We start from the raw sequence: 22596 nt of genomic DNA, 5'->3' as shown, positions 1-22596 counted from the left end.
ATAATTTTAATAGTTTTATATTTATTCCCATATTCATGATGTTATTAGGATTATCTAAATCAATTGAATATTTATTCTTTATTTTTTTTTAATCTATATCTCATAGTTTTAGGATGAATGTAAAGGTGTTCTGCACTTTGAGTAATATTGGTTTGATTTTTTATATATGAATTTAATGTTTCAATTAGTTCAGGTTCCTTTTTATACATGTATATTAGTTCATCAGGTAATAAATTAATTATTTCTGTTTTGTTGATTGGAAATGGTAAAAGTTGAAGTATTCCTAAGTCATCTTCGGAAATAATAAAGTCCTTATTCTCTAATTTTGACTCTATTTGTAAATTGGATAGGCATTTTTTTGATATATCAGGGATGAATTGTAGTGTCTCTCTATTTCCAATTGAAATTTGAATGGTTAATTTGCTTTTAGAATTTTTTTGAATATAGCTAACGATTGTGTTCAATTTTTTCTTGAACTCTATTATTGAATCATCACTCTCTACGAGAATATATATTTGGTCTATCCAGCTGCGGTAAACAATTCTTGGCCAATAGATCTTGCATCGGTTTTCGAGGCTTGAAATAGTAATTTTTTGGTTTAATAGATTTTTTTCTGAATCGTTAGAGTTTATGATTTTACAATAGAATGAGCGATATTCTTTGTTCATCTGGAAATTTTTTTCCTCAAATATTTCAGGTAGAATACCATCAAGTGGCAGATTTCCAGCAAGAAATTCGTCAAATTGTTCATTTACGGAGTCCTTTTTGGCGTTTTTTAGTGCACTTGATTTTAGAATTTCTAGATTGATAAAATTAACAGCAATTTCAATTGCAATATAATCTTCACTACTTAATTTTTGATTACTTTCAGTTATGCATAAGTAACCTTTATTAGTTTCATTTCCGTCCAATTTGACGAGTATTTGTTTTACGTCAGGGTGTAAATGATCGTATTGAGTAATATCTCTCATATAATAATCGTAGTTTTGAAATTGATCGGATTTAAGCACTTCAGATTTGCCTGCACTGAGTACCTTTGATGAATAGGTTCTGCTGGATACAACATAATTTATAGATTCTAGATCTGGGACAATATCAACTTGGTTATTTATAATAACGTCAAGTTGTTGTATCAAGTTCTCGATGGTTGCACCTGAAGCAGCTAGTTGAATATATTTTTGATTTACATCTTTGTAGTGATTAAGTAATCGATTGTTTTGGTCAAACAATTGTTGCATTACAGGTAAGATTATATCTTTATAACCAATGTTGTCATCAATGGTTATAAGTGGAAGTCCCATTTTATTACAAGTATGAATTAGTTCTTCGGGTACCATACTGACGGCACGATTGAGCTTAACAATTACAGCACTACATTTTAGTTCATTCAATTTTTTGAATAAATTTATGAATTCTTCTTTTTTTTCATTTTTATATCCATAAAGACTTGTTAGAATTATATATCCAGGTTTAACCCATTTTTCAACATCGTGTCCTTCCATGATCATTATATTACTGACATTTTTATGAATGTCTTTTTTACCAGCAATGATTTTCGCCTTAGATAAAGCAGTTAAACCTAAAATTTCCTCCAATGAAGTGTTCATATAGAATATCTCCTTATCCAGTATATATATTATAAAACCATAGAATGCCAGTTTCTTTATCCAAAGTGGACAAAGAAGCTGACATTCTTTTTACTTTTTTGGTAAATGTATTTATTTATGATAGCGCTTACTATTATAACTGTAATCAAGAACGAGAAAGGGTGACATAAATGTTATATACAGTTTTAAAGAATAATAGTTATCAAGATTCTATCAATTTAATGTTGTTAACAACAGAAATTAGCAAAATGAACGGTGTCAACAAAGTTCAAGTAATGATGGGTACTGATGCTAATAAAGATATTTTTAACAGCGCTGGGTTACTCACAGATGAAGCTAAAGAAGCTAAACCTAGTGACATGATGATTGTTTTAGATACTGATGATAAATCAATTATGGATGATGTTCTTAAAGCAATTGACAAATTTATTGATGATCTTTCAAATAAAAAATCTAGCAAATCAAACGCATCATCACATGCAACATCATGGGACGAGGCAATTGACAAATTACCAGATGCAAATACAGCATTAATTTCAGTTCCTGGTGTTTATGCTGCAGATGAAATTGATAATGCTTTGGATCACAATCTTAATGCATTTGTTTTCAGTGATAATGTATCTATTGAAGATGAGGCAAGACTTAAAAATAAAGCTCATAAAAAAGGTTTGTTGGTAATGGGACCTGATTGTGGGACTGGAATTATTAGTGGAGTTCCAATGGCATTTGCGAATGTAATTAGATCAGGTAATATCAGTCTGGTCGGTGCATCTGGTACTGGTATTCAGGAAGTAACAGCTGCCATCGAACGAATGGGTGGCGGAGTTATACACGCTATTGGTACAGGCGGTCGTGATCTTTCTGATAAGGTTGGAGCACGTACGATGATCGATGCATTAGTTGGATTAGCACATCATGATCCATCTGAAGTGTTAGGTATTATTTCTAAGCCACCAGCAAAAGAAGTTCGTGATGAGGTTGTTAAACTATTGCATGATATTGACAAGCCAGTTGTAGCTATCTTTTTAGGTGAAAAACCAGATCATCACGAAGATGGTGTATATCTTGCTCATACATTGGAAGAGACAGCAAAAATTGCGATGGATCTTTCATTGAACAAAGAAGTAAAAAAGAATTACTACACTGCTGCACCAATTGCCAATGTGGATGAAAAATTAAGAGGAAAGAAAATCAAAGGATTGTATTCAGGTGGTACTTTAGCTTATGAAGCTGGAATGCTAATCTCAGAGTCATTGAATTTAGGTGGGATTATTACAGACAATGGCTATGTTCTTAAATCAGATGGATATGATGTTATTGATTTGGGTGATGATATCTATACACAAGGTCGTCCACATCCAATGATTGATCCAAGTATCAGAATTCAACAAATTGAAAAATTGTCACATGATGAAAAAACTGGAGTAATTCTTCTAGATGATGTTTTAGGCTACGGTACAACAGATGATATGGCTTCAGCACTTGCACCATCAATTAAAGCTGCTATTAAAACAGCACATGATGATGGACGTAAATTGGCGTTTGTTGCAACTATTGTTGGTACTAATGAAGATCCACAAGATTATGATGAACAACATAAGATATTAGAGGATGCAGGTGTTACAGTTTGTGATACTAATGCCGAAACAGTTCGTTATGGGTTGAATCTAGTAGGAATGGATATCGACGAACCTGATAAGAAAGTTGTTCCTTATACAAAACCACATGATGAGATTCCTGAATCAAGTGAATCTGTTCTTGATTTACTGTATACAAAGCCACGTGTAGTGAATGTCGGTGTAGAAAGTTTTAATGAACCAATTAATAAATACAATGGTAAGTCAGTTCAGTTTGATTGGAAACCAGTTGCTGGGGGAAATCCTAAGATGATTAAGCTTCTAAAGCAAGTTCGTCAGTTGGATGGTTTAAAGAAGCAAAATGAAGATATTTTGAACTCATTTAAAAAATCAGAACCATATTTGGTAGATGTCGTACCTGCTAAGAGTGTTATTAATGAATTGGCTGACGATAATCATAAGACATTATTGCATGCCGGTCCTCCAATCGCATTTAAAGATATGACTGAACCTATGCAAGGTTCATGTATTGGTGCCGCTTTATTTGAAGGTTGGGTAAAAGATGAAAATGAGGCTAAAGAATTATTAAACTCTGGTGAAGTTAGATTCATGCCTTGCCATTCAGTACGCGCTGTAGGACCTATGGGTGGTATTACTTCTGCTAATATGCCGGTTCTGGTGATCGAAAATCGTTTAAAGAATAATCAAGCATTCTGTACTTTGAATGAGGGTATCGGTAAAGTATTACGTTTCGGAGCATATTCACAAGAAGTTGTTGATAGATTAATTTGGATGAGAGACGTCCTTGGACCAACTTTGAGTAAAGCTATCAAGCAAACGGAGGGTGGATTAAATATTACAGTTATGATGCTAAGGCCATTACTATGGGTGATGAATTCCACCAACGTAATATCGCCGCAAGTCTAGTATTCCTTAAAGAGGTTGCTCCACTGATTATTAAGTTATCTATTAGTGATGATGTTAAGCAACAAGTTATCAAGTTCTTAGCTGATACAGATCAATTCTTCTTGAATATTATGATGGCAACAGGTAAATCAATTGTTGATGCTGCACGTGTTCAAGAAGAAGGAACTATTGTTACGACTATGTCCAGAAATGGTGTTGACTTTGGTATTAAGGTGAGTGGATTGGGTAATGAATGGTTCAATGCCCCTGTTAATACTCCTGAAGGACTGTTCTTTACAGGGTTCAGTCAAGATGATGCTAATCCGGATATTGGTGACAGTGCTATTGCTGAAACTGTTGGATTTGGTGGTATGTCAATGATCGCCGCACCAGGCGTCACAAGATTTGTTGGTGCTGGTGGATTCGAAGATGCTCAACGTGTATCCAATGAAATGATGAAGATATGTACAGAACATAATCCTAATTTTACAATTCCTACTTGGGACTTTAAGGGTACTCCACTTGGAATTGATATCTGTAAGGTAGTTGAAACTGGTATTACTCCTATTATTAATACTGGTATTGCCGGTAAGATTGCTGGAACCGGTCAAGTTGGTGCCGGTACGGTTCATGCTCCACTTGCTTGTTTCGAAAAGGCATTAGTTGCCTATGGCAAGAAGATGGGCTTAGTTGATGATGAAAAAGAATTTGTCACAGAAGCATAATTTATTAACAGGTGAGCGAAGTAGTATGCTTCGCTCTTTTGTGGAGAAAGAGCAGTCAGGGATTGTTGACAGTATTTTTAGACATAGTTTCAATATTAAATTTGAGAATATCTATTTTCATGTTGGCAATTATGCTGGTGGATTATCGGTTCTTGGAATAACTATTAATTCATTATATCTAAGTAAAATCTTAGATAACATTACGTTGAACGACTTGGTCATCTTGAAGAATGATATTTTAAAGATTTACGCTTCAAATAAAATATTTGAAGTAAATCTTTTGAATTTAAATGAAATTGAACTTAGTATTCCTAAATTGGATCTATCTGTAAATCAATATAAAATGGTTGATTCTTCTCTTAAAGAATTAGATTTGGGTAAAAAGATTGGTATGGATAATAACTCAATTAGTCATATTATGCCAATATTTAGCAGGATTAATCAGAAGCATGATTCAGAATTATATGATTTGATCAAATATATGTTAGGCAGAGGAAAAGGGCTAACCCCCAGTGGAGATGACATGCTCGTAGGATTTTCGTCAATGTTGGTTGGCAGCGGTTATCCACTTGCAGAAAGATGGATGAATATATTAAGTGAATTTTCTGAATTAGGTACCACTAAGGTAAGTAGTGCGTATATTGATGCCGTCAAGCATGGGTATATAAGCAAGGATTTAAAAGAATTGATGTTGAATATGAATAGTAATAAGTCAACAATAATTTGTACGATGCAGGAAGTCTTACAGATGGGGCATACATCAGGCGCAGATACCCTGTTTGGAGTTAGTTTGGCAATTAATGAAATAATTGGAGGGAGCAATAATGGATAGTGGGGCAACAAAAACATTGAGTTTTACAGATCGTTATAAAGCAATGAATGTTTCACAGAAGTATTGGTGGAAAGTAGTGGCACTCTGTTTCTTTGGCTGGATTTTAATGTACGCTGATAGAACAATTCTTAACCCGGTACAAACACAATTAGCAGCACAGTTTCATATCAGTAATACTCAACTTGGAATTGTGAATAGTATTTTCTTCTTAACATATGCTATTACTCAAATTCCTTTCGGTATGCTGGGTGATAAATTTGGTAGACGTTTGGTTATTATGATTGGGTTTATTGTATTTGGAATAATGACATTTGTAAGTGGCATTGTGACAGGATTTATCGTATTTCTAATCGTTAGAGCTATTGCAGGTATTGGACAAGGATCGTACTACGGACCACAGTACGCACTGTCAACAGAAGCAATTCCCACGAAAGATCTTACATTGGGTACAGCTATTATTAATAGTGGTATGGCTTTTGGTACATCAGGTGGATATCTACTTTCAAGTACACTAGTACTTCAAAATGGAATGCCTTGGCAAACACCATTTTATATTATGTCCATACCCACTGTAATTGTAGGTATACTATTCTACTTCATCTTGAAAGAGCGGGTTATTAGGCCTGAAGATCAGGGTAAAGACAAAGAGAAAAAAGAAGAAGTTGAGGTTCCAACTGAAAAGGTTAGTGTTGGTTCATTATTTAAAAATCGTAATTTAGTTTTTGCTTACATTATGTGTTTCTGTTCTATTTATGCCAATTTCGTTATTATTACTTGGTTGCCACAATTTCTTCAAGTTGAAAGAGGCTTTAAAGGTACAAGCGTTGGTTTCATAGCTTCGTTAGTTCCTTGGGCATCAATTCCTGGTGCAATATTATTTGCACATATTTATGACAAAACAAAGAAAACAAAAGCATTAATGTTCTTCTTGGTCCCATTATCATTAATCTCAGTATTTGGGATTGCCTTTGTTACAAATAAGACTTTACTAATTCTAGTTCTTATTGTTTATGGACTCACAGGTAAGTTAGCAATCGATCCTATTCTAGTTGCTTTTGTTACAAAGAATGCTCCAAAGTCATCACTTTCTACAGCTTTGAGTGCATATAACTTTATTGGCATGTCTGGTTCGATTCTTGCACCATACGTTACAGGTTGGATTTCAGATAGCTTTGGTTCAATGAAGATTGGTTTTTATTTAGCGGCTGTACTATTGCTTATTGGAATGATTCTATTTGGATTTACAAGCGATAAGAATAATGTGAATGCAGCATAATATTTAAAACACCTATCATACTTTGGAGTGAGTATGATAGGTGTTTCGATAGAAATAGATTCTTGTTCCCGACGCGATAATCTATGATGTTAATGTGGCGCCATGAGAGGTGAAAATCATGACTAAGAAAATAAAGATCTCTATGTCAGGACAAATATTGATTGCCATGGTATTAGGAATAATAGTAGGGTTAACTTTTAAATCATTTTCTAGTAATTTGAAAATAGTTGGTGACATTTTTATTAAAATGATTCAAATGGGTATTATATTGCTGGTTATGGGTCAGGTAATTGAGGCAGTGGGAAATATAGATTTAGGTCAGTTTGGTAGAATGATCAGGCAAACTGTAATTATATTCTTTACTTCTTCTATTCTGGCGGCATTGTGGGGAGCTATAATGGTTATTGTTTTCAAACCTGGTTTAGGGATTTCTATTAAAGGTTTATCAGATAATAACATTAAAGTTGGTCAATCAATGTCATTCTCCAAAGTTATAAGTGATTTTTTCCCCAGCAATATATTTGAATCGATGTCTAAAGGGTCTATTGTGCAAGTCATAGTATTCTCCATTGTTTTTGGTATTGCGTTATCAGCATTTTGCCATTCCACCAATGAATTTCAATTATTAGATATTCTCAAACAGTTTAATAAAGTTATTCTGAAAATGATCTCACTAATCATGACTATAGCTCCCATTGGAATATTTGCATTGATTGCCTCGGCTATTGGCAAGTTGGGGATTAAGGTGATTATCCCAATGATGAAATATTTAATTATATATGGATTTGCTACTATTACTTATTTAGTCTTCTGGATTTTATGTATTACATTGGTTACTAAATTGAATTTTATATATTTAATTAAAAATATGTGGGATATGTCTTTAATGGCACTAGCTACTACTTCTTCTGCGGTCACTTTTCCAACTGAATTGAAGGATACGAAGGAAAAATTGGGCGTCAAGGATAAAGTTGCTCAAATTGTTTTAAGCTTGGGAATGTCCTTAAACTCTAATGGTTCTGCTATGCATATGTCGATTACGATAATTACAATTGCACAAATATATGGAATTAAGTATGATCTGCAAACCTATATGTACATTGTTCTTTTGGCTACATTAGCATCGCTGGCAAATGCAGTGGTGCCAGGTGCGGCACTAGTTTCATTGGCCATTGTGGTTCCTCAAATGGGATTACCGGTTGAAAGCATAGCGTTATTTGCAGGAGTGGACTGGTTTGTCGGCATGTTGAGGACTATTTTGAATGTTGATTCAGATGTATTTTCATCAATTTTGGTTGCACATAAAAATGATGGAATTGATACAAAAGTATTTTATGAAAGTAACTAATAAAGATCCATTACGTTTGGTTTAGGCGTAATGGCTTTTTTGTTTTCGATGTATGTTTTTCCTGACTTAAATTTAAAATGATTAAATAGTATTAGAATATGTTTTAATTAACATACAGAAAGAAAATGAAAGCTTTGAACAAAATATTAAAAAAAAATCATTTCGATAATCATTATAATTGTGCTACTTGGTGTAATTGGACATGTGAGTTTTGATAAGAAAATTTATAGTAGTGATTACATAAAATCATCAGTACCAACGTTATTTTTTCACGGATGGGGTGGCAGCTATCGTTCGGAATCACAGATGGCAAATTATGCCAAATCTCATGGCGTAACTGATACGATAATTCGTGTGGACGTTAGTCCTAAGGGAAAGGTAACTTTGAATGGTAGAATAAATAAGAACACACAGAATCCAATTATCGAAGTTAATTACCTGAATAATAAAAATGATAATTATTCAGAGGACGCTCTATGGATGAAACAAGTAGTGGTTTTACTTCAAAAAGAATACAACATTAAGAGATTTAATGTTGTAGGACATTCAATGGGAAATATGACGATTGCTTATTATCCGTTGGATTATAGTCAGGATAAGTCACTTCCTAAGTTGAATAAGCAAGTGGATATTGCTGGACATTACAATGGAATTTTAGGGATGAATGACGAACCTAATAAGATGAAACTCGCTAGTAATGGTAAACCAGAGAAAATGGATTCTGATTATAAACAACTATTAAAATTACGAGAAGTCTATCCTAATAATCAAGTGGGTATTCTAAATATTTATGGTGATAAAAATGATGGTACGCATTCCGATGGATCTGTAAGTAATGCTTCGTCCAAGTCATTGAGGTATTTGGTATCTGGACGTGCTAAGTCATATCGTGAGAAGAAGATTTCTGGTCCACAAGCTCAGCATAGTAAGTTACATGAGAACAAGGAAGTCGACAAGTTATTAATTAATTTTTTGTGGAAGAAATAATAATATTACGTTGATATAAATATGGAGATTGATAGTGAAATATATAATTGGTATTGATATAGGAACCACAAGTACGAAATGTGTTTTATATGATCAAAAGGGTACAGTAATCACACACGCTGATGCGGGTTATCAGTTGATTCAGACTGAACCAGGAATGGCCGAAGAAGATCCAGATGAAATTTTTCAAGCAGTGCTTACTACGTTAAAGCAAGTAATGAATGGTATTGAACCTGATGATTTAAGTGGTGTATCTTTTTCAACCGCCATGCACAGTTTGATTTTGATGGATGAGAACGACCATCCCTTGACTAGAGCTATAACTTGGCAGATAACCGTGCTGCTGAGTACGCTGATGAATTAAACGCTAGTGATTTGGGTGCAAAAATCTATGCCAAAACTGGTACACCTATTCATCCCATGGCTCCATTGTCTAAGATGCTGTGGTTGAAGAATGATCATCCCAATTTATTTAATCAGGCCAAGAAGTTTATCGATATCAAATCGTATGTTTTCTTCGAACTATTTGGAGTTTACAAAATTGATTATTCGATTGCCTCGGCGACAGGGATGTTTAATATCTTTGACCTCAAGTGGGAACCAGAAGTTTTGAAACTACTTAATATAGAAGAAACACGTTTACCTGAAGTTGTTGCTACGACTGATAGTGTCAGTGGTATCAACAAAGAATACGGTAAAATGCTCGGTATTAAAGCCACTGTTCCATTTATTTTGGGAGCAAGTGATGGTGTTCTCTCCAATCTTGGTGTTGATGCAATAGATCCAGGGGTAGTTGCTGTGACGATTGGAACTAGTGGTGCAGTGCGAGTGGTAGTTGATAAGCCAGTCATTGATCTCGATGGCAAACTGTTTTGTTATGCTTTAACTAAGGATAAGTGGGTAGTTGGTGTTCCTGTCAACAATGGTGGAATTGTTTTTCGTTGGGTTCGTGATCAGTTATTCGATTCAAAAGTTAGTTATGATGAGTTGACCAAAATGGCTAGTGGTGTACCTGCGGGGTCAAATGGTTTGTTATTTCAACCTTATCTAGGTGGAGAACGGGCACCAATTTGGAATGCCTATGCCCGTGGTTCATTCTTTGGTTTAACTCGTCAGCATACTAGATCTGATATGATCAGGTCAGCGCTGGAAGGAATTGTTTTCAATCTCTATTCGGTTATGTGCTTGATTGAAAAGGTAACTGGTAAACCGACGAGAATTCAAGCTACTGGAGGTTTTGCGAGGTCTGTATTTTGGCGTCAAATGTTGGCTGATATTTTTGATCAAGATGTGACTATTCCAGAGAGTTTCGAGAGTTCATGTCTTGGTGCTGCCGTATTGGGTATGTACGCGTTAGACAATATTGATGACTTATCTGCAGTCAAGAACATGATCGGTATCACTGATATCCATCATCCTAATGAAAATAATGTTAAAATTTATCAGGAGTTATTTCCAATCTGGCAAAGTGTCACTCAGGTGCTGGAACCAGAGTATAAACGTCTCGCTGAATTTCAAAGCAAACAAAAATGATGCGCATAATTGCACATCATTTTTTTGTAATATTATTATTTTAATCCATTAGTAATTTCATCTTCAGAATTAGCTCTGAAGCCATTTTCCAGTTTGATATTTTTATCCTTAACTATGCTATGTACGTAAGGAGCAGTAATTTCAAAGGTACTTGAACCACTGGTTGAGAATGGCACAACAGTCTTGTCGTCAAGGTCAAACTTGTCGAAGAAACTGTTAATGATCATTGGTGGTTGCCCATACCAAGTTGGATAACCCAAGTATATTTTGTCGTAGTTATCCAAGTTGATCTGGCTAGATATTTCAGGATGTACGTTTGTATCACGCTGTTTCTGTGCTAATGCTGCTAAGTCGTCGAAGTTTGTTGGCCAAGCTTGGACAGATTTCAATTCTTCAATATCAGAGCCAGTTTTTTGGCAATAGATTCAGCGGCAGTTTTAGTGTTTCCAGTTGTTGAAAAATAAATAACAATAGACTTCAAAGTAATTCCTCCTTTTAGTTCGGAACAGGGTATCAATCGATTGGATCTAAGATTTTATAATTCAATCCTGATAGTTTTAAGAACTCAGTAGAAATGGCTTCCACATGTGAATTTTTATTGGATAGTTTATCGATCAAAACGATATCGTAAACTTGATAAATCTTCATGGATTCCACGATTGTTGGAATTAAATCGACACTGGAAGTTTCATCAATAGCAACTATTACCATATCCTGATTCTCCATAGCTTGATCGAGAACATTACGATTGGAGAAGTTTCTTCCTATAATAGTGGTCCGTGCTCGGCTATCGAATAAATTATAAATATCAGAATCGTCTTTTACTTGAGTTCCTAGAATTAAAACGTTAGTCATAAGCTGCTCCTTTATTAGCTATATTTATATTTTAAACCAATAAGATTATGAAAGGGTGATTAATTTCACATTGTTTGTTATTTTGCTAAATACTTTTTGATTTCGGTATTTGAGTTTGCACGGAATCCTGGTGATAACGTGACATTCTTGGTAGAAGCTATTTTTTCAATAAATGGTTTGCTTTCATCAAATTCACTACTGTAAGTAGTGGTAAATGGAATGATTGTCTTGCTAGATAAGTCGTAAGTATCGAAAAAACTATCGATGATCATTGGTGTGCGATGGTACCAAGTTGGATAACCTAAATAAATCACATTGTAGTCAGAAAAATTAAGGTTTTTATCGATTTCAGGATGGATATTATTGTCTATTTCATCACCTGATCTTTCAACTAATTGATCATAATTATCAGGATATGGCTTGATAGGCTTCAGCTCATCAATATCAGAATGCGTCTCTTGAGCAATGAATTGTGCGGCTTTTTTGGTGTTTCCAGATTCAGAAAAATAAATAACGATTGATTTCATATGTTTTTCCTCCCATAAATACAATCCCATAATAGACCTTCGAGTGGACTTGAGGGCAAGAGTTTTAGTAATAAAAAAATTAATATATAAATATCTTGCGTTAAAGTATGGTTTAAGGTTTATATTAATAATCAGAGAGTGGAAAAAGCCGGGAGATTCTGAGCACTGCCTAAGAGAATAAAGGTGCCAACGTAGTTGGTGCATTTGTTCTCTGTAGCAGGCGCAGGAATATGGCTTTTGTAACTCGTTTTGGATAGAGAGTGAAGAGAAATGTCAAAATGCCGAGTATAGCTTAGATTAAGAATTGATGTGTTATGTGCATCCTTTCTTAATTGTAGCTAAACGGAGGTATTTATTTCTCGCAACTCATTTCAGAGAGTGGAAAAAGCTAAAAGGAAGCATGAGGTGATTTAAATGGAAAATGTATTATTGATCGGTGCAAGTGGTTCAATTGGTTCAGTTGTTAGAAGAGATCTGTTAAGCTCGAGTGAGAATCATCTAACCTTATTCGTTAGAGATTCTAGTCGCTTAGGTGATATTGATGAGGTCCGCGAAACAGTTATTGCTGGGGATGCCACTAAGATGGATGATTTGAATGCTGCGGTTGAAAATCAGGACGTTGTCTTCATCAGTGTCACTGGTGAATTACCATTGATTACACAAAATGTCGTTGATGCTATGCATAATAATGAAGTCAAACGTGTTATCTTGATCAGCTCAATGGGAATCTACAATGAAGTGAATTCTGATGGTAACAGTGATAATGTGGAGTCAGTTTTGATCCCATATCGTAAAGCTGCCGATATAGTAGAAGAATCTGATTTGGACTCAACTGTTATTCGTCCAAGCTGGTATGACAATAATTCCGACTTGAATTACCAAATCACGTTCAAAGGTGAAACTTTTGTTGGAAGAAATGTTTCCAGAAGAAGTGTCGCTGACTTATCTACTCGAATTATTAACGAACCGACATTGTATGTAAATGAAAGTTTGGGTATTAGTCGAGCTTAATCAAAGAGGTGTACAAATGAATATAAAAGAAGTCGCAAAAAAATATGAACTAAGTGAAGCAACAATCCGTTACTACGAAAAAGTAGGATTGATTCCACCCGTTCACCGTAATAGTGTCGGTTATCGTGATTTCACTCAGGAAGATGAGAACTGGATCAACTTTTCTAAGTGCATGCGCATGTCTGGAATGTCAGTTGACTCATTAGCTGAATATATTTCACTATTTGGTCAAGGAGATTCGACAGTTGCTCGCCGAAAAGAGATTCTTGAAGAGCAACAAGCACTTATCAAGTCAAAACTTGATGATATGCAGAATACTTATGACCGAATCTCGATGAAGATCGACACATATGATGAACATTTAGCAAAATTTGAAAAGGAACTTGAAAACCAAAAAGAAAATGTCTAATGTAACTTACTATTCAGTAATGAAGAATGATTCGTTGATTCAGCCATGGACCAAGAGTAGTCGTGAGATAGTTCAGACGTTGAAGCGTGATAGTCAAGGCATTCTGATCAGTTTGAAGGGTGATTCCAAGGTATCTCTAGATGATTTGATTGATATTGGTAAGCTGAGTATTTATGACCAACAGACAATGGATCAATTCATGAATGAAAAGACCTGCGGGGATGTTTATTTGGATAATGCCTTCACATTGATCGATGATTTGGAAATGAAGTATGGGGTCAAGGACTCTAAGTATTCATTTGAAATTTATCTGGCAACGGCATTAGCTAAGAAAATGCAAATATCTCAGAAACTAAGTTGGATCTTGATGACAGCTTTTATTGCCACACAGAGTTCGAAGCTAGCTGATCTGGTCTTAGATTATCCGGGGGATGATTGGAAGCAATTTGATAATAGCTTCTTTGACAAGTTATTGGAGAAGCCATATGATCCACCGTTTGTGGAGCAGGGTAAGCATTATGTGACTTACTTTAAGTCTGAATTGTTCGAATATAACTTAGTTGCCAAAGCATTTCAGGATCTTAATGAATTGAGAAAAATAAACAATAACCGATTAACCTTGAATAAATTACAAAATCAGCATTCGTATGAACTTATCAGAATGAGTTTTGAACTGCTGAAATATTTTTCATAAGTTGAAATTAACCTAAAAGCTATAGAATAGGCTTTTAGGTTTTTCTTTGTAAATTTATATAATAAAATTTTAAAAAGTCTTGTAAATTATAATTATTTTTCTGAAATTTCACGTACTCTGTATTTATTGATACGATAGGTTTTTACTTATCGATTGTTGCAGTTGTGTTACCAATGTTACATAAAGACTGGTTTTTGTAATGTTATTTAGGCTTTTATGTAACATAAGCCTGTTATAGTATCACTCATAGCGTTGAGAGCTAAAAAAAAATATGAGGATGTTTTTAATTTATGAAGAAAGTATTATCTATTGCACTATTAAGTGCTACAGCCCTAACTGCAATGGGAGCAACTGCAAAGACTGCTGAAGCTGCGATCACCGTAGACAGCACTCGCGTGACAGTTGAAGCAGGAGATACTTACAAGAGTATCGCTGCTAATAAAGGAATTACAATTGCAGAACTAGAACAAGCTAACGGACGTGAAGTCGGTGGATTCGATTTGATTTTCCCAGGAGAAACAGTTTATCTTCCATCAGCTACAACTAATGCAGCTGCACCAGCACAAACAAGTACAGTTGATACAACTGCTACACAAACTCAAGCAGCACAAGCACCAGCTGCTACAACACAATCAGCTACACAAACACAAACTAGTACAACAGGCACATCACATGGTACATTCAAGATCAGTTTTTATGATCCAGCCGTACTAGGTTCAAGCATGGGTTACGGTGGCGTTGCTGCTAACCTATCAGTATTCCCTAAGGGAACACAATTGAAGATCACTCTAGCTGACGGTACAGTAATGTACAGAACAGTTAATGATACAGGTACATTTGCATACAGCAACCCACAACAATTGGATGTTGCTATGCCTAATGCATCAATTCCTTCATACGGTGTAACTTCAGCTACAGTTGAAGTTATCTAATCACTCGTTACAAATCAGTTGTTTTAAAAAACAAACCATAAATAGCATCAGTTATCCTCGGGAGGATGACTGATGTTTTTGTTGTATTATATAATTTATATAAAAAAATAATGTTGGATCCGCTGTTTTATGTATTTTGTACGACGAACAGATAGTTAACACCAAAGATGCCAAAGAAATAATTATGAAATCTATAAATCTCGATTATTTGGGTGAAGTGTTACTTGTGACTATCGTAGTTACTATGTATAATGAGTTTGTAATAGAGATGCGGTGGGCATCTATAAAATCAGACATAAATCTATGACGTAAGTGCATAGCGGTTGCTGGAACCATAATTAATCCAGATATTAATCTATGACATAAGTGCATAGCGGAGACTGACTCCATAATTAAACCCATTTAAGCTATCAGTTCAAATTACTGATAGCTTTTTTTATTCCCATGAATCTTACAAGAATATTTATTGAAACAATACTACTACTTAAATAAAATTATAAATTGAAAGTGTATTATTTGGTACTCGTAATTTAATGAGAAATTCATCTATGAGACCACCTACGGGTGATGAAATAATAAAGCTAAATAGGTTTAAGAAAAATATATTGGCAGCGTGGGAAACATATAATGGTAGTTTCGTTAATAAACGGATCACTTATGTCACAGAAAGTATGAGAATTGTATTAATATGTAAAAAATCAAATTTCATGCATCTCTGTGGCATAGATTATTTTGATCATAATAATAAAAGATTCTATTCAGATTGTAAGAAGAAACATTTGTTTTTTAGAATTGATAATTTAATGATAAAAAAAGATGGCAATACATTTAGAAAATTAAAAATACTTGGATTATTGGATGCATTATTAATTAAAGATAAAATAAGAATTAACGGTCAGACCATAAGTTATTATAGTAATTACGATTATATTGTACGTTCTAGAAAATCATTGACAGGTTTGGGTTGCAATTATGGTAAAGGGTATTACTATCCATCATCAATCCTTAATTTAAAGTTTGAGGATTTTAATGCCGGTGAAATAGTTAAAAAAATTATTATAGATGAATTAAATTAAGTGATTTTGGAATAAAATCAAAAAGTTTTGGAGCAATTAAAGCAAAGTGCAACAATAGTGAAAGTTTCTGAAAAAATATAAAAATTTTCATTGCACCAAGGTCTGACAAAGGCTAATATTATCACATTACTTATTGAAACAGGTGATTTGATGGTGCAATCACGAGCTAATAGAAATCTATTGCTGGTTGCTTTCATGTGGGGAACTAGTTACACATTTATCAAAATGGCGATTGCGGGTCATATGCCGCCGTCAGTTATCAACACATTACGCGGATTGATCTCTGCGGTGTTAGTTTATATATTTTTTCGAAAAGTAGTCAAAACGATGACTTGGAAAGAATTTAAAATTGGTGCCGTCTGTGCAGTATTTAATTTTGTAGTTGTGCAATTGCAGTCCACGGGATTGGAATACACGACTCCCAGCAATAGCTCATTTATAACTTCTATTTATGTTATTTTATTGCCATTTATCGCTTGGTTGTTCTTCAAAAGAGTTCCACCACTAAAAATCTACCTATCTATTGTATTATGTATATTTGGGATGGTATTTTTGACGGGAATTATTTCCACTGGTTTGCAATTTCATATGGGGGACTTTTTGACAGTGTTAAGTGCAATATTTTATGCATTGCAAATGACCTATTATGGATATGCGACTAAGAATGCACGTCCAAAGATTTTGGCATTTCAATTAGGTTTTGTTCAAGCAATTTGTGGGGTTTTGTATTCATTCACAATTGATTATGGTAAATTACCGCAGATTGATTGGACGGTCGCTATTGGACCGGTGATTTATCTGGGTGTTGTGGCGACATTTGCGGCACAAGTAATTCAAGTTACTAGTCAAAAATACACTGATACTGTAACCGCGGGATTGGTGTTAATGACAGAGTCATTATTTGCCAGTATAGTTTCGGTTATATTCCATGTTGAACCATTGACACAACACCTAGTGATAGGTGGAAGTTTGATTATTATGGCAACGTTGACTGCTCAGTTTGATATTCGTGGAGTAGTTACACGTTACTTGGTTAATCGCAATATGATTAGGAAGCCATAGTAGTTGATATTTAATATGAGGAGGATCTCAGATGTCAGAAACATCGCTTATGAACCAACAGTTAGATGCGCTGTTGTATCAAGAAACAAATGTGATCACTAACTTGGCTAATGCCAGTGCTTTGATCAACGACACTTATGAAGATTTGAATTGGTCAGGTTTTTATTTGTACAATTATAAGACAGGTGAGTTAGACCTTGGACCATTTCAGGGTAAAGTTGCTTGTATGCATATCAAAGTAGGATCTGGTGTTGTTGGTACAGCTTATAAGGATCAAAGTATTCATCGGGTTGCGAATGTTCACGAGTTCCCAGGACATATTGCTTGTGACAGTGCTAGTAATTCTGAAATAGTTGTTCCCATTACTAAAGATGGTAAAAAAATCGGTGTCTTGGACATTGATTCACCATCATTAGATAGATTCACTGAAGATAATGAAGTTGAATTGGCTGAATTTGTTAAGATTTTAGCTTCACATATGGAAAATTAAAAAAATAAGGTAGAAATCATTTTGGGATGATTTCTACCTTATTTTTAGTTTTTATAAATGTCGTTTCTTTTAGAAGACTTTAGAATTACAACTACGAATTTGTCATCATGTATATCTGCTATTAATCTATATTTTCCAATACGGTATCTCCAAAGTGTCCCCAAGTCGCTTTCCAATGCTTTTCCCCAAGCGCGAGGATTATCAGAAGATTCAATGTGTATGTCTAACCACTTTACAATTCTAATTTGAACCTGCTTGTCTAGTTTACTAAATTCTTTATCAGCTTTTTTTGCGAATTCCCAAGTGTATTTATTCATTTCAAGTTCAATCTTTTAAGTATTTCTGTACGTTTAACAGTTTCTCCGTGGCTTTTCTTGAGGTTCTCCATAGCATCTTGATAATCGTTTTCATCGTTGATTTTTTCAAGTATGGTTTGTCTCATAAATTCAGTTACTGAGATACCATAGAATTTTGCTAAGTCTTTAACTTGTTTATATTGATCGTCTTTAAACCTTAATGATGTAACAGTCATACCAATACACCTCCAATTGCATAATACCATGGTTTAGACTTCAATTGAAGCCTTTAACCTCTTGGATTTTTGGTTCATCAGAACTTAATATTTTATTGAAGATCATCGGACAGACGATACATGTAATGATAGCGGCTAACGTAATAGCACCATTCTGAGCTTCATTAATTATTTTGAGGTTTTGTCCGACTTGTAAGATAGGCAAGACCAACGTGATGGTTGTTGACATCAGAATCGTTGCACCAATTGAATGACGGTTGTCAAATTTGTGTCTGAGAACAAAGTAGATAATCGATTTTGCTAAGATAAAGGCCACGAAGAAGACAGGTATCAATAACAAAGCATTAGTATCTTTGAACATTGTTCTTAGGTTCAAGTTTACCCCCGTAACGATGAAGAAAATGGGGACAAAGAATCCATATGCCATTGAACTGAGCTTTTCTTGAGTGTCTTTCTTTGGATTGAGCAATTTCATAACTACACCAGCCAAGAAGGCACCAAGAATACTTTCAGCGCCGATTTGTTCAGCAACAGTTACTAATGTAAAAATCAAGAAGAATGCTAATCGAATATCTAGTTGAGTTGTTGTTTTGTCGATGTTGTCGAAGAAGACGTAGATACGCTTGAATCGTCTCAATAGAGCAATGGCGGCAATGAAGATAACTGGCAAAAGGAAGGCTGAAAAGTAGTTTTTTTGTTGGACAGCAGAATAAATTGTTAAAGCAACTAAGGGGATGAATTCACCCATCGCTGATATTAACAGCATGGTTTGACCGTATTCGTTATCTAACAGTCCGGCCTCGGTGAGCAATGATATGATTACACCCAGTGCAATTGTGCTGACAAGAATTGTTGCTAAGATAATGTTGTTGAACAATCCAGTGTAGTACAGTGCCACACTTAAGATGATCGACATTATTAAGACAGACATGAAACTACCGAACGCTAGGCCTAAAGGAGATTTCTCAGCTCCTTTGGGCTTTTTTTCGAATAGTGAAAAGTCAATCTCCATTCCACCTAAAAAAATCAGCATGATAACACCCAGGTTGGCTAGGTAGGTCAGGGTAGAACTAGGCTGTACAATATTGAAGCCAGTTTTACCGATAATGATTCCCATAATTATTTCGGCGACCGTTCCTGGTATTCTGGTGATTCGAAAGCGTGCCATTATTAGTGGCGTTGCTAGGGCAGCAAACAATGTAATTAGTACCGAGAATTTACTCATGTGATTGAACCTCTTTTGTTTTTTCTATTAAAGAGTTTAGCCTAGTTGCCAATGGAATTCTATTAAATATGAAAAATCCAATCGAATAATTAAAGTGCTCCATAATAGTTAGACAAGAAATCTAACGATATGGAGCACTTTTTATATGGTCAAATATAGTGCAACACTAACAGCCGAGATAGTCAGAAAATATATCACAGATAATATCAGTTCACGTACATTAACTGAAGAATACAATGTTCCTTTAAGATTAATAAAAAATTTAGCTCAAAACTTTCGGCTCAAGGGAGATGATTTTCTTATAAGAAGGAGAACTAAGCGAACATTCTCACTTGAGTTTAAAATGAGTGTGATAGACTACTATCAAAACCATGATGTAACTTTAATAGAGGTAGCCACAAAGTACGATATTCTAGCTTGCCAGATCTGTGCATTACTATAGCATTGATTCTTTAAAGCCTCCTCCAAAAGGTAGGCCATCAACTATAAAAAAAGTAAGCAGAAACTGTGCTAACAAGCTAACAAAAGCGAGATAGACCGTTTAAGAGAAGAACTTATCAAGAAAAATAAGGAATCACATGAAACAAAACTGGAGCGAGACATCCTAAAATAATTAATGAACCTGTTTGGGGCCTTAAAGGTAGAGAAAAAATACAAATAGTGGATCAGATTATGGCTGACCAGAAAGATCTTCCAATGTAGAAATTGTTCTAAATGTTAAGAACATATTCTCAATCTAGCGATATAATAATACGCATAAAGCGTCAAAGTGAGGTATAAAATGAATTGGAAAGATTTTGAAATAATAGATAAGAATCAAGATTATGGCATAACCACGGTTTCAGTTCCAACTGGGCAAGGTAAAACGCATGCAATTTTAGAATATATATCACGACGTAAAAATGATGGTCGAAAAATTTGGTATATTACGAATAAAAACAATAATATACCAACTGCTGAGTTAAAAAAGTTGATCGCGAAAAATGAACAAGTCGGTGGACCAAAAAAAATATTCGAGGTTAAATCTGAATTCAATAATTTAATCGACAATTTTCCAAAAACACAATTTCCAAAGTCTTTTTTAAAAGAGTACCAACCTTTGATTTCGAAATTAGAAAGTAGCGTAAATTAGTATATTCAAAATAAAAATAATGATTCTGGCGCTGTAGCAGAACAATTAATAAAGAATGGTTCAATTAAAGATAATCAGGGTGGGTTGCAAAAAGAGTTAAGAAAATCTGTAATAAGATATTTGAATTCCGCAGTTGAGATTATTAATAAAACTAACAAAGAAATCCTCCAGTGTAAGAAAAAGTTGATAAAAAGCAATAAAGATTATCAATGGATTGCCAAGCTTTACCCAGAAGTTTTTATTGAAGAGTATGACGTACTCTTGATGAATACTTCAAAATTTGACAAATCATATCAGTCAATAGTGGATGGCGCTAAAAGATTCAAATTAGAGTCCGAGTTAATCGATAATTCAATTATTGTTATGGATGAATTTGATGCTACAAAAAATGTATTTTTAGAAAATATTCTTGAGAATTCATTGAAGAATAAAGGGAATGCTCTTGCAGATTTCATGAGTTTTCAGGATATTTTTAAAATTGATATTACGAAATCGTATCGAATATTAAAGGAAGTTACGCATAAGAAATCTATTGCAAAAAAATTTCAAGATTTAAAAGCAAATTTTGATTATGTTATTGATACCTATCATGTAGATGCACAATGGTACTTGAATCAACCAGTAAATCGCAGAGAATTTGTTTTCTACAGTGGCAAAAGGTTAACGTTCTCAAGTGGTAATAACAAACTTAGACTTCAAAATATTTGGAATAAGTCTAGAAACGAAGTTGATATGAAATATGTATCTAAGAATGAAGTTTCAGCTAGTAGTATCAATATATTTGGACTTTTTTATTCGATAGATCGTTTTTTCAACTCCGTGAGACATTTTGTTGAAACAATTGTGAAATATCAAATTCAAGAAACGCAATATGATACGAGTCAAAAACGTGTTGATCCAGATTATGAAAACACGTTTTCATCAGTGTTAAGTTATTATGGCATTAAGAGTGGACATTTAAGAAGCTTAATCATCGAAAGTGATAATCAATTTCGAAGTTCAATTCCAAAAAATAGGATGAAGGAATTACCTAGAACTAATGATATGTTTGATCACATATTAAAGCTGATTACACTTGAAAATAGAGATGACAATCGATTTGTTACGGAGTTGAGTGCGTATAGAATTTCTGAAACTCCGGAAAAAACTTTGGCCAATTTGGCGAAGGCGGCGCACATTATTGGGCTGTCAGCAACGGCTAACATAGATAGTCCTTTATCGAATTATGATTTGTCATATTTAAAAGAAGTTTTAGGTAGCCACTTTGTAGATGGAACACAGTTTCTAACGGATGAAACCAAAGAAAGGATGAAAATTCTAAATCATTCGTATGAAAATTCAAACGTTAGAGTGAATGTTGCAGACACTAGTAAAATCAATGAAATTATGAACTCTATGCCTAAAAAATTGGATTATCTACATGTCAAAGAAATAGTTAACTACGTATTCTCTGATGTTCCAGAAATTGTGAATACAATTGCTTTCCAACTGGGAGATGTAAAGGCCAATTATGTATTAAAACAGTATTTAGAAATAGTTCAATCCTTTAAAGTATATTTTGAAAACAAGCAATGTCAGTCATTTTTGTGTTTGACGAATAAGGAAGCCAAGTCAAAAGATAATAAATTAGATTTGGATAAATTAAAGGATATTTTTGAAGCTTATAATCAAAAATACCTTAAAAATGCATCACTCGAGAAGCTCAATAGCTCAGATTTCCGTAAAAATAAAGAATCTATATTGGAGAGATTGTCTCAAGGCGAAAACATTTATGTTTTGAGTACGTATCAAACTATCGGCGATGGCCAAAACTTGCAATATAAGCTTCATCAAAAGAAAATTTAATTCGAATTGTAGATG

20 protein-coding genes and 2 pseudogenes are annotated in these 22596 nt (G+C 34.3%); 15 read left to right on the top strand and 7 right to left on the bottom strand.

Going from position 1 to position 22596, the window contains the following annotated elements:
- Positions 1-71: 71 nt before the first annotated feature.
- A complete protein-coding gene (locus JCM14932_RS05270; RefSeq protein WP_025023964.1) occupies positions 72-1607 on the bottom strand; it encodes a PucR family transcriptional regulator in 1536 nt (511 codons plus the stop codon).
- A 170-nt stretch (positions 1608-1777) separates the two neighbouring features.
- Here JCM14932_RS05270 and JCM14932_RS16270 point away from each other — a divergent pair.
- The 6 genes and pseudogenes from JCM14932_RS16270 to gntK all read left to right on the top strand — a co-directional run bounded on the left by JCM14932_RS16270 (position 1778) and on the right by gntK (position 10791).
- Positions 1778-4815, top strand: a pseudogene (locus tag JCM14932_RS16270) (bifunctional FdrA/YlbE family protein).
- Positions 4784-5647 (top strand): oxamate carbamoyltransferase subunit AllH family protein, encoded by an 864-nt coding sequence (locus tag JCM14932_RS05255; RefSeq protein ID WP_025023963.1) that lies wholly within the window; start codon positions 4784-4786, stop codon positions 5645-5647. Before JCM14932_RS16270 ends, JCM14932_RS05255 begins: the two are co-directional and overlap by 32 nt.
- A complete protein-coding gene (locus tag JCM14932_RS05250; RefSeq protein ID WP_025023962.1) occupies positions 5640-6923 on the top strand; it encodes an MFS transporter in 1284 nt (427 codons plus the stop codon). Before JCM14932_RS05255 ends, JCM14932_RS05250 begins: the two co-directional genes overlap by 8 nt.
- 118 nt (positions 6924-7041) lie before the next feature.
- Positions 7042-8271 carry a dicarboxylate/amino acid:cation symporter gene (locus tag JCM14932_RS05245; protein WP_025023961.1) on the top strand — a complete coding sequence of 410 codons (1230 nt, stop codon included), beginning with the start codon at positions 7042-7044 and terminating at the stop codon, positions 8269-8271.
- A gap of 204 nt (positions 8272-8475) precedes the next feature.
- A complete protein-coding gene (locus tag JCM14932_RS05240; RefSeq protein WP_235700521.1) occupies positions 8476-9258 on the top strand; it encodes an alpha/beta hydrolase in 783 nt (260 codons plus the stop codon).
- Between the two features lie 28 nt (positions 9259-9286).
- Positions 9287-10791 (top strand): annotated as a pseudogene (gene gntK, locus JCM14932_RS14605) (gluconokinase).
- A 35-nt stretch (positions 10792-10826) separates the two neighbouring features.
- On the opposite strand, the gene JCM14932_RS14600 reads toward gntK, so the two are convergent.
- The 3 genes from JCM14932_RS14600 to JCM14932_RS05220 form a co-directional block, all read right to left on the bottom strand.
- On the bottom strand, positions 10827-11180 hold the full coding sequence (locus tag JCM14932_RS14600) for a flavodoxin (RefSeq protein WP_051528066.1): 354 nt from the start codon (positions 11178-11180) through the stop codon (positions 10827-10829).
- A 124-nt stretch (positions 11181-11304) separates the two neighbouring features.
- Positions 11305-11646 carry a hypothetical protein gene (locus JCM14932_RS05225; protein WP_025023959.1) on the bottom strand — a complete coding sequence of 114 codons (342 nt, stop codon included), beginning with the start codon at positions 11644-11646 and terminating at the stop codon, positions 11305-11307.
- Between the two features lie 77 nt (positions 11647-11723).
- Positions 11724-12173, bottom strand: coding sequence for a flavodoxin (locus JCM14932_RS05220; protein WP_025023958.1), 450 nt, complete (start codon positions 12171-12173; stop codon positions 11724-11726).
- 414 nt (positions 12174-12587) lie between these two features.
- On the opposite strand from JCM14932_RS05220, the gene JCM14932_RS05215 reads away from it, so the two are divergent.
- From JCM14932_RS05215 to JCM14932_RS05185, 7 genes are all read left to right on the top strand, one after another.
- The gene (locus JCM14932_RS05215) at positions 12588-13184 is read left to right on the top strand and encodes an NAD(P)H-binding protein (RefSeq protein ID WP_025023957.1); all 597 of its coding nucleotides are present in this window, start codon (positions 12588-12590) and stop codon (positions 13182-13184) included.
- Positions 13185-13200: 16 nt separating this feature from the next.
- Positions 13201-13593: a MerR family transcriptional regulator gene (locus JCM14932_RS05210; RefSeq protein ID WP_025023956.1), complete on the top strand. Its 393-nt coding sequence runs from the start codon at positions 13201-13203 to the stop codon at positions 13591-13593.
- Positions 13568-14287 (top strand): hypothetical protein, encoded by a 720-nt coding sequence (locus JCM14932_RS05205; RefSeq protein WP_025023955.1) that lies wholly within the window; start codon positions 13568-13570, stop codon positions 14285-14287. The genes JCM14932_RS05210 and JCM14932_RS05205 overlap by 26 nt, the downstream gene beginning before the upstream one ends.
- Positions 14288-14577: 290 nt before the next feature.
- Positions 14578-15219, top strand: coding sequence for a LysM peptidoglycan-binding domain-containing protein (locus tag JCM14932_RS05200; protein ID WP_025023954.1), 642 nt, complete (start codon positions 14578-14580; stop codon positions 15217-15219).
- Between the two features lie 548 nt (positions 15220-15767).
- On the top strand, positions 15768-16295 hold the full coding sequence (locus JCM14932_RS15890) for a PBECR4 domain-containing protein (RefSeq protein ID WP_025023953.1): 528 nt from the start codon (positions 15768-15770) through the stop codon (positions 16293-16295).
- A 150-nt stretch (positions 16296-16445) separates the two neighbouring features.
- Entirely contained in the window at positions 16446-17357 is a 912-nt protein-coding gene (locus tag JCM14932_RS05190) for a DMT family transporter (protein ID WP_034542656.1), read from the top strand.
- Positions 17358-17388: 31 nt separating this feature from the next.
- The gene (locus JCM14932_RS05185; protein ID WP_025023951.1) at positions 17389-17847 is read left to right on the top strand and encodes a free L-methionine (R)-S-oxide reductase MsrC; all 459 of its coding nucleotides are present in this window, start codon (positions 17389-17391) and stop codon (positions 17845-17847) included.
- 44 nt (positions 17848-17891) lie between these two features.
- On the opposite strand, the gene JCM14932_RS05180 is transcribed toward JCM14932_RS05185, so the two are convergent.
- From JCM14932_RS05180 to JCM14932_RS05170, 3 genes are read right to left on the bottom strand one after another with little or no spacing between them, the layout of a single operon-like run.
- Entirely contained in the window at positions 17892-18164 is a 273-nt protein-coding gene (locus JCM14932_RS05180) for a type II toxin-antitoxin system RelE family toxin (RefSeq protein ID WP_025023950.1), read from the bottom strand.
- Positions 18161-18379 carry a type II toxin-antitoxin system RelB family antitoxin gene (gene relB, locus JCM14932_RS05175; RefSeq protein WP_025023949.1) on the bottom strand — a complete coding sequence of 73 codons (219 nt, stop codon included), beginning with the start codon at positions 18377-18379 and terminating at the stop codon, positions 18161-18163. Before relB ends, JCM14932_RS05180 begins: the two co-directional genes overlap by 4 nt.
- Positions 18380-18419: 40 nt before the next feature.
- On the bottom strand, positions 18420-19604 hold the full coding sequence (locus JCM14932_RS05170; protein WP_025023948.1) for a cation:proton antiporter: 1185 nt from the start codon (positions 19602-19604) through the stop codon (positions 18420-18422).
- A 781-nt stretch (positions 19605-20385) separates the two neighbouring features.
- Here JCM14932_RS05170 and JCM14932_RS05160 point away from each other — a divergent pair.
- Positions 20386-20736 (top strand): hypothetical protein, encoded by a 351-nt coding sequence (locus JCM14932_RS05160; protein ID WP_025023946.1) that lies wholly within the window; start codon positions 20386-20388, stop codon positions 20734-20736.
- Positions 20737-20820: 84 nt separating this feature from the next.
- On the top strand, positions 20821-22581 hold the full coding sequence (locus JCM14932_RS05155) for a hypothetical protein (RefSeq protein WP_025023945.1): 1761 nt from the start codon (positions 20821-20823) through the stop codon (positions 22579-22581).
- Positions 22582-22596 lie beyond the last annotated feature (15 nt).

It is taken from the genome of Companilactobacillus nodensis DSM 19682 = JCM 14932 = NBRC 107160, from assembly GCF_000615905.1.
GTDB lineage: Bacteria > Bacillota > Bacilli > Lactobacillales > Lactobacillaceae > Companilactobacillus > Companilactobacillus nodensis.
This window is presented reverse-complemented; position numbering and strand designations above follow the sequence as displayed.